General features: G+C 73.5%; 12 protein-coding genes. 7 read left to right on the forward strand and 5 right to left on the reverse strand.

Going from position 1 to position 12,458, the window contains the following annotated elements:
- Positions 1-17: 17 nt before the first annotated feature.
- From L1785_RS00590 to L1785_RS00605, 4 genes are all read right to left on the reverse strand, one after another.
- On the reverse strand, positions 18-1,055 hold the full coding sequence (locus tag L1785_RS00590; protein ID WP_236087173.1) for a 3-oxoacyl-[acyl-carrier-protein] synthase III C-terminal domain-containing protein: 1,038 nt from the start codon (positions 1,053-1,055) through the stop codon (positions 18-20).
- A gap of 9 nt (positions 1,056-1,064) precedes the next feature.
- A complete protein-coding gene (locus L1785_RS00595) occupies positions 1,065-1,676 on the reverse strand; it encodes a SprT-like domain-containing protein (protein ID WP_236087174.1) in 612 nt (203 codons plus the stop codon).
- Between the two features lie 191 nt (positions 1,677-1,867).
- On the reverse strand, positions 1,868-2,314 hold the full coding sequence (locus L1785_RS00600; RefSeq protein WP_236087175.1) for an SRPBCC family protein: 447 nt from the start codon (positions 2,312-2,314) through the stop codon (positions 1,868-1,870).
- Between the two features lie 104 nt (positions 2,315-2,418).
- Positions 2,419-4,683 carry an LLM class flavin-dependent oxidoreductase gene (locus L1785_RS00605; RefSeq protein ID WP_236087176.1) on the reverse strand — a complete coding sequence of 755 codons (2,265 nt, stop codon included), beginning with the start codon at positions 4,681-4,683 and terminating at the stop codon, positions 2,419-2,421.
- 99 nt (positions 4,684-4,782) lie between these two features.
- Between L1785_RS00605 and L1785_RS00610 the strand changes: the two genes are divergently transcribed.
- Positions 4,783-5,274, forward strand: coding sequence for a MarR family winged helix-turn-helix transcriptional regulator (locus L1785_RS00610; RefSeq protein WP_236087177.1), 492 nt, complete (start codon positions 4,783-4,785; stop codon positions 5,272-5,274).
- Positions 5,275-5,281: 7 nt separating this feature from the next.
- On the opposite strand, the gene L1785_RS00615 is transcribed toward L1785_RS00610, so the two are convergent.
- Positions 5,282-6,037 carry a FadR/GntR family transcriptional regulator gene (locus tag L1785_RS00615; protein WP_236087178.1) on the reverse strand — a complete coding sequence of 252 codons (756 nt, stop codon included), beginning with the start codon at positions 6,035-6,037 and terminating at the stop codon, positions 5,282-5,284.
- A gap of 87 nt (positions 6,038-6,124) precedes the next feature.
- Between L1785_RS00615 and L1785_RS00620 the strand changes: the two genes are divergently transcribed.
- The 6 genes from L1785_RS00620 to L1785_RS00645 all read left to right on the forward strand — a co-directional run bounded on the left by L1785_RS00620 (position 6,125) and on the right by L1785_RS00645 (position 12,414).
- On the forward strand, positions 6,125-6,880 hold the full coding sequence (locus tag L1785_RS00620) for a (Fe-S)-binding protein (RefSeq protein WP_236087179.1): 756 nt from the start codon (positions 6,125-6,127) through the stop codon (positions 6,878-6,880).
- Complete coding sequence (locus L1785_RS00625) at positions 6,877-8,433, forward strand: LutB/LldF family L-lactate oxidation iron-sulfur protein (RefSeq protein ID WP_236087180.1); 1,557 nt, start codon at positions 6,877-6,879, stop codon at positions 8,431-8,433. Before L1785_RS00620 ends, L1785_RS00625 begins: the two co-directional genes overlap by 4 nt.
- Complete coding sequence (locus L1785_RS00630) at positions 8,430-9,218, forward strand: LutC/YkgG family protein (RefSeq protein WP_236087181.1); 789 nt, start codon at positions 8,430-8,432, stop codon at positions 9,216-9,218. The genes L1785_RS00625 and L1785_RS00630 overlap by 4 nt, the downstream gene beginning before the upstream one ends.
- 38 nt (positions 9,219-9,256) lie before the next feature.
- Positions 9,257-9,916: a uridine kinase family protein gene (locus L1785_RS00635; protein WP_236087182.1), complete on the forward strand. Its 660-nt coding sequence runs from the start codon at positions 9,257-9,259 to the stop codon at positions 9,914-9,916.
- A gap of 95 nt (positions 9,917-10,011) precedes the next feature.
- Positions 10,012-11,193, forward strand: a complete 1,182-nt coding sequence (locus L1785_RS00640) for a glycosyltransferase (protein WP_236087183.1) — start codon at positions 10,012-10,014, stop codon at positions 11,191-11,193.
- A gap of 51 nt (positions 11,194-11,244) precedes the next feature.
- Complete coding sequence (locus L1785_RS00645) at positions 11,245-12,414, forward strand: LacI family DNA-binding transcriptional regulator (protein WP_236087184.1); 1,170 nt, start codon at positions 11,245-11,247, stop codon at positions 12,412-12,414.
- The last annotated feature ends 44 nt before the right edge of the window (positions 12,415-12,458 follow it).

Consider the following 12,458-nt stretch of genomic DNA (forward strand, 5'->3'; position numbering starts at 1 on the left):
AGGGCGGGAAAACGCTTTCAGCGCTCGGGGGTGAGCACCACCTGGCCGGCCCAGGCGAAGCCGCCGCCGAAGCCGAAGAGCAGCGCCGGGGCGTCCGCCGGGATCTTGCCCGCGTGCCACCACTTCGACAGGCCCAGCGGGATGCTCGCTGCCGAGGTGTTGCCCGACTCCGTGATGTCCGTGACCACGATCCGGTCGTCCATGCCGAGCGCCTTCGCCAGCGGCTCGATGATCCGCAGGTTCGCCTGGTGCGCGACCAGCACCTCGATGTCGTCCATGCCCAGGCCCGAGCGCTCCACGACGGAGCGGGCGCGGCCCGCGGCCCGCGTGATCGCCCACTTGAAGACCGACCGGCCGTCCTGCTGGAACTTCAGGAGCGGCTCCTCGATCCGCACCGCGGGCGTGAGCTCGGGCTCTGTGCCCCACACGGCCTGGCTCACGCGCGGCGTGTCGCTCGCCTGGAGCACGACGGCGCCCGCGCCGTCCGCCGTGAGGATGCACGTGGAGCGGTCGGTCCAGTCGGTGAAGTCGGTGAGCCGCTCCGCACCCACGACCACGGCCGTCCCGGCCGCTCCCGTCCGGATCGCCTGGTCGGCAAGACCCAGGGCGTGCGCGAAGCCCGAGCACGCGACGTTGAGGTCCATCGCGGCAGGTCCGACGACGTCGCGCAGGTCGAGCGGGACCTCCTCCTCCGGCGTGGACCCGCCGGGCTGGAAGCCGGTCCGCAGCGCGTACGCGACCCGTCCGGCCGTGTTCGGGGACCGGTCCCCGTTCGTCGCCGTCGCCACGATCACGAGGTCGACGTCCGACGCCGGTACCGCCGCGTCGTCGAGCGCGTGCTGCGCGGCGGCGGTCGCCAGGTCGGCGACCGTCACGTCGTCGGCCGCGACGTGACGGGTCACGATGCCGGTCCGCGAGCGGATCCACTCGTCGTTCGTCTCGACCAGCTGCGCGATGTCGTCGTTGGTGAGGATCTTCTCCGGCTGGTGGTGTCCCAGGCCGACGATGCGGGACCCGGCGACGCCGGCGGGGAGGGCGAGAAGGGGCGAGGCCATGGCTCCAAACTACGCGACCCCGGGCGCCCCGGCCGCCGTCGGGACGGCCTCTGGTTCCAGGTCCAGCAGGCCCAGGTCGAGGGTCTCCACGACGAGCGTGGGCGCCGCCGCGCGCCGGGCGACGGCGGTGATCTCCCGCAGCTCCGTGTCGTACCGAGCACCCATCGGGACCACCCGCCCGTGGTACGTCCAGGCGATCAGGTGCGTCACGGAGAACCGGCGCGAGCAGCGGCTGCAGGACATCGGGCGGGCCGGGCGCCGGAACCGCGTCGACGTGTGCCCGGCCGGGCACGTCCCCGCCCAGGGGCCGTCGATCGCCGGAGCCTGCGGGTCCACGCAGCGCCGGCCCGAGGAGCCGATCCGCACCGCCGTGGCGCGCCACGTCGCGTCGTGTCCGTGCCGCGGGCCTGCGAGGGCGTGCGCGATCTCGTGCAGGATCGTCTCGCGCACCTCGGCCTGGCCGTACAGCCGGGTCAGCGGGGCGGAGAGACTGATCCGGGAGCGGGCGTGGTCGCACAGGCCCGCGCGGCGCAGTGCGTCGTCGAACGCGAACGACCAGTGTTCCAGCCCGTACCTGTCCATCAGCTGCCGCGCCGTGCGCGATGCCAGCGCAAGATCCATGGGTGCCCCCTCCCGAGTGCGGCCGGCCGGTCGGCCGTCCTGACACCGCCGAACCTACCGACCGTGGCCGACATCCGGAGGAGTTCATCCACAGGGGGTTCGGTCGCACGGCGAAGGCCCGGGACCGTCTGGTCCCGGGCCTTCGCACCCGGGCGGCGTCCTGCACCGCCCGCGGTGCCGCCGGACTTGGCTCACACCTCGCCGCGCCAGGCACCGGTCTCGGTACCGCGCGCCTCGATGAACTCCTTGAACCGCTCCAGGTCGCCGTGGACTCGGCGATCGTCGAGCTGCATCAGGCTGCCCGCCTTCTCGGCGAAGCCCTCCGGCGTCCACTCCATCTGCATCGTGACGCGCGTGTCCGCGTCGGTGATCGGCTGGAAGGAGACGACGCCGACCTGGTCAGGCCCGGACGTGCTCCGCCACGCGACGCGCTCGTCGGGCTGCTGCTCGAAGATCTCCGTGTCGAACTCCCGCTCGACCCCACCGATGCGCGTCTTCCAGTGGACGTGCGTCGGGTCCATCTGATGGACCTCCTCGACACCCTCCATGAAGCGGGGGAACTCCTCGAACTGGGTCCACTGGTTGTAGGCCGTGTGCAGGGGCACGTGCACATCCACCGACTCTGTGACGGTTGCCATGACTCACTCCTTTCTCCTGTTCTTCCACCGTGGCCCGACCCGGACCCGCTCGCGCGTCGGCGGCCGGGCCACGGCGGGGCTCAGGGAGCGGACCTGGCGGGGGCTCAGTCAGCGGGCGGGATCGGGAAGTTCGCCGCGAAGACGTTGCCCGGGTCGTACTCCCGCTTGAGCCGGCGGAGGCGGGCGAGCGTCTCGCCGGGGAACGCGTCGCGCACCCGCTCCGGCCGGGAGTCGGTGTCGAAGGAGAGGTACAGCCCGTCCGTCAGCCGGCCCGGCCCGGCGTCCCAGGCGGCGTTCAGTCGGTCCTGCGACGAGGACAGCGCCGAGATCGCGAAGTTGGCGCTCCGGTGCGCGTACGCCGTGGCGTTCGCCGGAACGTCGTTCGCCGCACCACCGGTGGCCCGGATCTGCGTGAAGTACGACTCGCCGGACAGCGCGAGGTCGGCCACCTCCCGGCTGACCGCGGCGTCGAGGTGCTGCACCAGGCCGGAGCGCCCTGCCGGGTCACCGCCGCCCGCGTGGCGCGCGTCGACGCGTTGCACGACGCCCGAGTACGGCATGACGTAGGCCTGGTGGCCGAGGAGCGGCCCGGCGTCGGCCAAGGGCTCGAGCGCCGCCACCGCGGCCTCCGTGTCGGAGCCCGCGAAGACCGTCATGAGCTGGGCGACAGGCCCCTGCCCGCGCCGCGGCCCGCCGAGGATGAGGAACGACGTGAGCTCGCGCGGCGCCGCCTCCACGGCGTCGCCCCACTTCTCCAGCAGGCCGGTCGTGTCGGACGCGTCGAGCGCCATCTGCGAGTAGACGACGTCCCCGACGTCGCCGGCCTCGAGCTCGAGCGACGTCACGACGGCGAGGTTGCCGCCGGCGCCCCGGAGGCCCCAGAACAGCTCCGGGTTCTCGGTCGCGGACGCGCGCAGGAACCGCCCGTCCGCGGTGACGACGTCGGCCGCCACGACGTGGTCGATCGTGAGGCCCTGGAGCCTGCCGAGCAGGCCGATGCCGGCAGTGGTGGCGAGCCCGCCGACACCGACTCCGCCGTAGTCCCCCGAGGTGATCGCCCAGCCGTACGGTACGAGCGTCTCGGCGACGTGACCCCAGGTCGCGCCGGCGCCGAGCCGCACGCGCCGGGTCGCGACATCGAGCACGTCGATGCCGGAGAACGCGCCCAGGTCGAGCACGATGCCGCCGTCGTTGGTCGAGCGACCTGAGATCCCGTGGCCGGCCGACCGCACGGCCAGCGGCACGTCCTGCCGTTGCGCGTAGGCGAGCGCCTCCGCGACCTCCTCGGGCGACCTCGGGCGCAGGACGAGGCCCGGGGAGCCGGAGCGCAGGTAGTTGTGGCGGACGGCGTCATACCCGCGGTCGCCGGGCTCGACGGCACGCTCCGCGAGCGCCGCCGGCAGCGCGTCGTAGTCGATCCCGGTCCGCCGCAGGCTGATCGACCGGGCACCACGCCGCGCCGAGGCCGGAGCGGTCCCGGCCGTGCCCCGCTCGCGCGCGACGAGCTCGCGCACTGCGGGCGCGACCTCCTCGCCCAGGAGGCGGATCTGGTCGGGGTCGTCGCTGGCAATGATGAAGGTGCCGATGCCGTCCCCGATCGCGAGGGCGGCGAGCTCGTCGACCCACTGCTCGGGCGGGCCCTGCAGGAACCCGCCGCGCGACGGCTGGATCGCGCCGTTGAGGTTGAGCAGGCGCCGTACCTCGCTGGGGTCGCGGCCCGCCTCGAGTGCCGCCTCGTCGATGGTCGCGTTGCCCCGGGCGAGGTCACCATCCTTGAGGTACCCGTACGACGGCAGCCAGCCGTCGGCCTTCGCGCCGATCAGCCGCAGCATCCGCGGCTTGTACGCGCCGAGCCACACGGGGATGTCGTGCGCGGGCTCGGGGCCGCGCTTCGCGCCGGAGACGCGGTGGTGATTGCCTGGGACGCGCAGGACGGAGCGCTCGTTCGCGGCCCAGATGCCGCGCAGGATCTCCAGGCCCTCCGCGAGGGCGTCGACGGCCTCGCCGGGCGTCAGGCGGGTACCGCCCATCGACTCGATCGCGTCCCAGAACCCGCCGGCGCCCAGCCCCATGGCGAACCGGCCGCCGGAGAGCAGGTCGAGGCTCGCCGCCGAGCGGGCGAGCACGGCGGGCTGTCGCAGCGGCAGGTTGAGGACGTTGCCGGAGAGCGTCACGCGCGACGTCGACGCCGCGGCCCAGGTCAGGAGGGTCCACGTGTCGAGGAAGCCCGGCTGGTAGGGGTGGTCCTGGTAGGTGACCAGGTCGAGGCCGGCCTCCTCCGTCACCTGCGCCAGCTTGACCGGCACCTGCGGGTCCGCGTTCTGGGGGGTGATGAACGTGCCGAAGACCAGGTCGTGCCCGTAGTCCATGCGATGCCTGCGATTCTGTCGGAGCGAGATCGTATGTGTGACAGACGATATCAGTCACAACTCATCGGCAACGCATCGCATTCCGGCTACGATGGGGGCATGACCACGTCCACCTCCGCAGCGGCCCCCACCTCCCTCGGCCTGAGCTGGGCCCTCGTCGCGCTGCTGCGCGAGTGGACCGCGCGCCTCGACGCGGCGACGGCAGACATGCCCCAGGGCGCCCGCGGCTACCAGGTGCTCTCGGTCGCGGTGCACGACACGCCCCCCACGCAGGCAGCACTGGCAGCGCGCCTCGGGATCGACCGCACGGTCATGACCTACCTCATCGACAAGTTCGTCGAGTGCGATCTCGTCGAGCGGCAGCAGGACCCGGCGGACCGTCGCGCACGCCGCATCGTCGCGACGGAGCACGGGCGCGAGGTCCTCGCGGAGCTCGACGCGCGCGTCGCCGTCGCCGAGCAGGAGCTCCTCATGGGCCTCGACCCTGCCGACCGGGACCAGCTCCGGACCCTGCTGGAGCGCGCGGCGAGCGGCGTCGCACACGACGCGGACCGGTGCGCCACGGCCGCCCAGGGCCTGGCGGCCCGCTGACTCCCGCTCAGGCGGTCGCGGCCTCGTCCGACGGCGTCTGTGCAAGCCCGGCCTCCGAGTAGAAGCCCTCGATGTGCGCCCGGACGAGGCGCTCCGCCACGGGTGCGTCACCGCGGGACACGGCGTCGAGCACCCCGCGGTGCTCGACGCAGAGGCGGGCGCGGGTGCTCACCCAGTCCGGCAGCCTCTCGGCACCCGCAGCGACGTAGGAGCCCACGGCCGCGCGCAGCCCCAGCATGATCGCCTCCACGAGCTGGTTGCCCGCGAGCCGGGTGAGTGTCACGTGGAAGTCCTGGTCCAGCCGGATGAACTCCCTGGAGTCGAGATCGGGGTCCGACATCCGCGCGAGCAGCGACTCCGCCTCCGTGAGCAGCGCACGGGCGCCGTCGTCGGCGCCGCCTTCCCCCCCGGCGCGGCCGGCCCGCGCCGCCGCCCGCCCCACGGCCCAGGCCTCGAGGACGGTACGTGTCTGCACGACGTCGGAGACCGGGAGCGTGCCGGACGCGAGGTGCAGGCGGACGGCCGCGCCGAGCCCGGCGGCGGGCCGGTCGATCACGGTGGCACCGGCGCTGGGCCCGGACCCGACGGCGGTCTTGACGATGCCCATCGCCTCGAGGATGCGGATGGCCTCGCGCACGGACGGGCGCGAGACGCCCAGCTGCTCGGCGAGGGCGCGCTCGGCGGGCAGCCGCTCGCCGAGGGCCCACTTGCCGGCGGCGAGGTCGGCCTCGATCTGGGCAAGGACGCGCTCGTGAGTACGCACAGGCGGAGTCTACCTGTGGTCGAACCACATGGGCTATGGTGTGCGCGTGTGGTCCGTCCACTGTCGGACGGACGAGAGAGGAGTCGCATGCGGATCGCCCTCGCCGCCACCTGCATCGCGGACGCGCTGTTCCCCCAGGCCCCGCGCGCCACCGTCACCCTGCTGGAGCGCCTCGGCCACGAGGTGGTCTTCCCCGCGGGTCAGGCGTGCTGCGGCCAGATGCACGTCAACACCGGCTACGTCCGCGAGGCGGTGCCGGTGATCCGCAACCACGTGGAGACGTTCGCCCCGGTCCTCGACGGCGAGTGGGACGTCGTCGTCGTCCCGTCGGGAAGCTGCACCGGGTCGATCCGGCACCAGCAGGCCATGGTCCTGGACCGGGCCGGCCTGGGTGCGCAGGCGCGCACGGCCGCCGGCGTCGCCGCGCGCACCTACGAGCTCTCGGAGCTGCTGGTCGACGTGCTCGGCGTCGAGGACGTCGGCGCCTGGTTCCCGCACCGCGTCACCTACCACCCGACCTGCCACTCGCTGCGCATGCTCCGCGTCGGCGACCGGCCGCTGCGCCTGCTGCTCGCCGTCGGAGGCATCGACCTGGTCGAGCTCGGCGCCGCCGAGAGCTGCTGCGGGTTCGGCGGCACGTTCGCGCTGAAGAACGCGCCGACGTCGGCCGCGATGCTGGAGGACAAGGTCACGAACGTCCGCGACACCGGCGCGGAGGTGCTCGTCGCGGGTGACTACTCGTGCCTGATGCACATCGGCGGCGGCCTCTCGCGGGCTTCTACCGGCGTCCGGACGATGCACCTCGCGGAGATCCTCGCCTCGACGCGGGAGGAGGTCCGATGAGCCGCACGTTCCTGGGCATCCCCGTCCACCGCGGCCCGGGCTCCGCCGTCGGGCGGCCCGACGAGCCGTTCGGGCCCGTGCCGCACCCGGTCGAGCCGCTGCGCTGGGGTCCGTCATTCCCCGAAGCCGCCCGCGAGGCCCTGAAGAACACCCGGCTGCGCGGCAACCTTGCGCACGCGACGTCCACGATCCGGGCCAAGCGGGCCCGCGTGGTGGACGAGGTCCCCGACTGGGAGGCGCTGCGGGACGCCGGGTCGGCCGTCAAGACCCGCGTCCTCGCCGAGCTCCCGGAACTCCTGCAGGAGCTGGAACGCAACGTGACCGCCCGCGGCGGCGTCGTGCACTGGGCGCGCGACGGCGCGGAGGCGAACCGGATCGTCGCGGACATCGCGAAGGCGAAGGGCGCGGACGAGGTCGTCAAGGTCAAGTCCATGGCGACGCAGGAGATCGGGCTCAACGAGGCCCTCGCCGAGGAGGGCATCGGGGCGGTCGAGACGGACCTGGCGGAGCTGATCGTGCAGCTCGCCGACGACATGCCGTCCCACATCCTCGTGCCCGCGATCCACCGCAACCGGTCGGAGATCCGCGACATCTTCCTGGCCCGCATGGGCGACGCGCCGCCGGACCTGTCGGACGTGCCGCGCGAGCTCGCCATGGCCGCACGCGCCCACCTGCGGCGAAAGTTCCTCTCGGCGAAGGTGGCCGTCAGCGGGGCGAACTTCGCCGTGGCCTCGACCGGGACCCTCGCCGTGGTCGAGTCGGAGGGCAACGGGCGGATGTGCCTGACGCTCCCCGACACCCTCGTGACCGTCATGGGCATCGAGAAGCTCGTGCCCTCGTTCGAGGACCTGGAGGTGTTCCTGCAGCTCCTCCCGCGATCCTCCACGGGCGAGCGGATGAACCCCTACACGTCCCTGTGGACAGGCGTGACGCCCGGCGACGGGCCGCAGGAGTTCCACCTGATCCTCCTCGACAACGGCCGCACGTCCGTGCTCGCCGACGAGGTGGGTCGGGCCGCGCTGCACTGCATCCGCTGCTCGGCGTGCCTCAATGTCTGCCCCGTGTACGAGCGGGTGGGCGGGCACGCGTACGGGTCCGTGTACCCCGGCCCGATCGGGGCGATCCTGACGCCCCAGCTCACGGCCTCGTCGGGCGGGGTCTCGGGGCACGGCGACCCCAACGCGTCGCTCCCCTACGCGTCCACGCTGTGCGGCGCCTGCTATGACGTCTGCCCGGTCAAGATCGACATCCCGTCGATCCTCGTGGACCTTCGCGCCCGTGAGGTCGACGCGGACCGGTCCCACCCCACCGTGTGGGGCGCGGCCATGAAGTCCGCGTCGTGGGCGATGTCCGACGCCGGCCGGTTCCGTCTCGCGGGCAGCTCCGCCCGGGCGGGGCGCATGCTCGCCCGGGACGAGGTGATCCACCACCTGCCGTTCCCTGGCTCGCTGTGGACGGGCTCGCGGGACCTGCCGGCCCCGCCGAAGCAGACGTTCCACGCGTGGTGGGACGAGCGGGAGCGCGCCGCCGCCCACCCGGAGGAGGACCGATGACCGACGCCCGCACGGAGATCCTGGCGCGGATCCGGGCTGCGCTGGGCGGCGGCGACCAGCGCGTGATCGGCAGTTCGTCGGATGATCGGCAGCCCGGGCTGCCGATCACGCCACAACCTGCCGATCACGTTCGGGAGTACCGGACCGCCGGGGAGCACGCGCCCGGTTCGGCCGAGGTGCTCGAGCTGCTCGTGGACCGGCTCGTCGACTACAGGGCGCACGTGGTCCAGATCCCGGCCGACGGCGTCGCAGCAGCGGTGGCTGCCGCGCTCATCCCGACGGCCACGGGTACCCCCGAGACCGTCCCCGGCGCCGTGAACGGCGCCGTCGAGCCACCTGGGGACGGTCTCGCGCGAGCCCCGCGGGCCGTCGTCGTGCCGCCCGGGCTCGACCCGGCGTGGACCGCCGCGCTGGCCGACGCCGGGGTCGAGGTCCGCACGGACACGCGCGAGGCACCGTTGTCGAACGCCGAGCTGGACTCGGCGGCCGCCGTCGTCACGGCGGCGCGCGTGGCGATCGCGGAGACCGGGACGATCGTGCTCGACGGCGCGCCGGACCAGGGCCGGCGCGCGATCTCGCTGGTGCCGGACGTGCACGTGTGCGTCGTGCGCGCGGACCAGGTGGTGCAGACGGTGCCGGAGGCGGTCCGGCTGCTCGCCCCGGAAGCCGACCGGCCCCAGACGTGGATCTCCGGCCCGAGCGCGACGAGCGACATCGAGCTCGACCGGGTCGAGGGCGTGCACGGGCCACGCACCTTGCACGTGGTGGTAGTGCAAGGTCCGTGACGCACGGCGCGCCGCTCGCTGCGGGACAATGGTGTCCCGTGACCACCCCCTCCGCCGACGAGCCCGCCCTCTTCGACGTCCCGCCGGGCTCCCGGCGCCCGCTCGCCCGGATCGTCCTGCTGACCGGGCCCAGCGGCTCGGGCAAGACGTCGCTGACCCGACGCATCGGTGCGCCCGTGGTGCAGCTCGACGACTTCTACTTCGACCTGGACCACCCTGACCTGCCGCAGCGCTACGGCAGCGTCGACTGGGACAGCCCGGAGACCTGGGACTCCGCCGCGGCGATGGACGCGCTGCGCACCCTGGCACGGACCGGGCGGGCGGAGGTGCCGGTGTACGACATCCCGACGTCCCGGCGGACGGGCACCACGGTGGTGGAGACTCAGGACAGTCCGCTCGTCATCGCGGAAGGCATCTTCGCGGCGGAGCTCGTGCAGGCATGCCGCAGCGAGGGCATCCTCGCCGACGCGATCTGCCTGGTGCAGCGGCGTCCCGTGACGTTCTGGTTCCGGTTCCTGCGCGACGTTGCGGAGTCCCGCAAGCCTCTGGGTACGCTGCTCCGACGTGGTATCGGCCTATACCGTGCCGAACCGAGTCTCCTCGCACACTGGGTTTCCTTGGGCTGCCGCACAATCACTCCGGCCCAGGCGGAGAGAGATCTCGCGATCATCCTCGGAAAAATCTCCGCCAAGTCGTAATCTGCACGTAACCGTCATGCCATGTAATGCACATGAGCAGGCTTCACCCTGTGGGACTGGAGGTGGTGTCAGTGATCCAGCGCAACGGATTGCGTGTGCTTTCCCTGTACGAGGGGTTCTTCAGCGGCGGCGCCCGCGCGCTGCACTCCACGGTCGTCGCCGGCCTGCACCAGGCCGGCCGCCAGCAGCACTCCGTCCTCAGCATCCACCACGAGATGCGGCGTGAGGCCACGCTGCAGCGCATGGTCGACGATCCCCGCTATCGCGCGCTGCGCGCCGCCGGCGTGCGCGTCACGTCGCTCGGGCGCAGCACCGAGGCGGGGCACGACCCCCGCACATTCACCGAGACCGAGCTCGCCGCCGCGTCGCGGCATGCCCTGAGCGCGCACGTCGTCCTGTCGCTCAAGGAGCAGCCGCTCCGGCTCGTCAACACCGACGCCTTCCCGGCCCGGCCCGTGATCGCGTGCCTGCACCGCTCCGACCCGGAGCACCAGGGCCAGGCGCTCGGCGACCTGCTGCGGGCGGCCGACGCCGGCCGCCTCGCCTCGATCGTGTGCTGCGCCGAGTCGACGCGCGACGCCTACCGGGCCGCGGGCGTGCCCGGGCACCTGCTGCGCGTCGTACCGAACGGCATCAACCTGGCCCGGTTCCGCCCTGCGTCCGGTGCCCGCCGGCTCGCGCTGCGCGGCGCCATGGACCTCCCGTCGAACGGCACGGTGGTCACCTACGCCGCCCGCTACGACGCGATGAAGAACCCCGCGCTGCTCGTGCGGGCCGCCCGGCAGTTCCTCGCGCACGAGCCGGCCGGCCACGTCCTGATGTGCGGAGCGGGGATGTCGTCGGCCAACCCGGACCTCGTCGCCGACGTCGCCACGGCGTTCGCCGACCGGCCCGACCTGGTCGCTCGCCTGCACCTCATGGGTGTCCGGCACGACATGGAGCTCGTGTACGCGATCTCCGACGTCGTCGCGCTCACGTCCGCGTTCGGCGAGGCCGCCCCGCTGTGCCTCATCGAGGGCGCCATGTGCGGCGCCGTCCCCGTGACCACGCCCGTGGGCGACAGCGCCTCGATCGTGGAGCGGATCGGCTTCGTCACCGGGTACGACCCGTCCGAGATCGCCGCGACGTGGATCGAGGCCGCCGCGCGACGCGCGGAGCTGGAGGGCGCCCGCACGGCCGCCAGGCCCCGGTTCAGCCACGTCCGCATGATCGCCGGCTACGCGAGCGTGATCGAGCGTGCCTACCGGGACACAGGCATGCGGATGGTCCGGGTCTGATCGCCTGACCGTCCGCGCACGATCGGGCCCGGGTGGCGGCAGGATAGGGCCATGTCCAGCGACGGCCCCATCACCCTGAGCCAGGTCGCGCGGGAGGCAGGCGTCTCACTCGCCACCGCCTCCCGCGCGATCAACGGCAGCGCCACCCGCACCGTCCGCGCCGACCTGCGCGAGCGGGTCCTCGAGGCCGCGCGCCGGCTCGACTACTCGCCGGACCCGAGCGCGCAGGCCATGGCGCGCGGCCGCACGGCGGCGCTCGGCCTCGTCGTGCACGACATCAGCGACCCCTACTTCTCCGCGATCGCCGCGGGCGTGGCGGCCGCGGCGGAGCGCGAGGGCCTCATCGTCACCCTCGCCTCGACGGGCCTGCGGCCGGCGCGCGAGCTCGCCTTCGTCGAGCTCGTGCGCCGCCAGCGCGCCCGGGCGGTCATCCTCGCCGGCGGCCGGCTGCTGCCCGACGACGGCGACCCCGCGCACCCGTCCCCTGCGCACCCCCGTTCGGCAGTTCGTCACGAGGGCGGCACGCAGGAGTACCGATCTCGTGACGACGTGCCGAACGGGGGTACGCACGGGGTTGCCGAGGCCGGAGCGCTCGTGCAGGCCCTGGAGACGTTCCGGCGGTCGGGCGGCGGAGTCGCGGTCGTGGGGCAGGCGGTCGGCGAGCTGCCGGTCGTCGAGATCGCCAACGCGCAGGGCGCGGCCGACCTGGCGCGGGCCCTGCACGGCCTGGGCTACCGGCGGTTCGGCGTGCTGGCAGGCCCGCTCGTGCACCGCACCGCCGTCGACCGGGCGGAAGGGTTCGTGGGGGCGCTGCACGAGCTCGGCTGTGAGGTGGTGCCGGAGGACGTGGTGGCCTGCGCGTTCACGCGCGACGGCGGCTACACGGCGATGGCCGGGCTGCTCGCGCGGACGGAGCCGGCGCTGCCCGAGCTGGTGTTCGCCGTGAACGACGTCATGGCCGTCGGCGCGATGGCGGCCGTGCGCGACGCGGGCCGCCGCGTACCCGACGACGTCGCCGTCGCCGGGTTCGACGACATCCACACCCTGCGTGACGTCACGCCCGCCCTGACGACGGTGCACGTGCCGCTCGAGCGCATCGGCGAGCTCGCGACGCGGCTGGCCCTGGGACTGGACGCCGGGGAGGACGCGGACACCGGCCGGGTGACGGTGCAGGGCGAGGTCGTCCTGCGGGAGTCGACGCCGCCGCTCCCGCCGCGGTAGCACCGGCCGGACGGCGGGACACCGCACACCGTTGACCGCTCCGA

Source organism: Antribacter soli (genome assembly GCF_021568775.1).
Taxonomy (GTDB): Bacteria; Actinomycetota; Actinomycetes; order Actinomycetales; family Cellulomonadaceae; genus Antribacter; species Antribacter soli.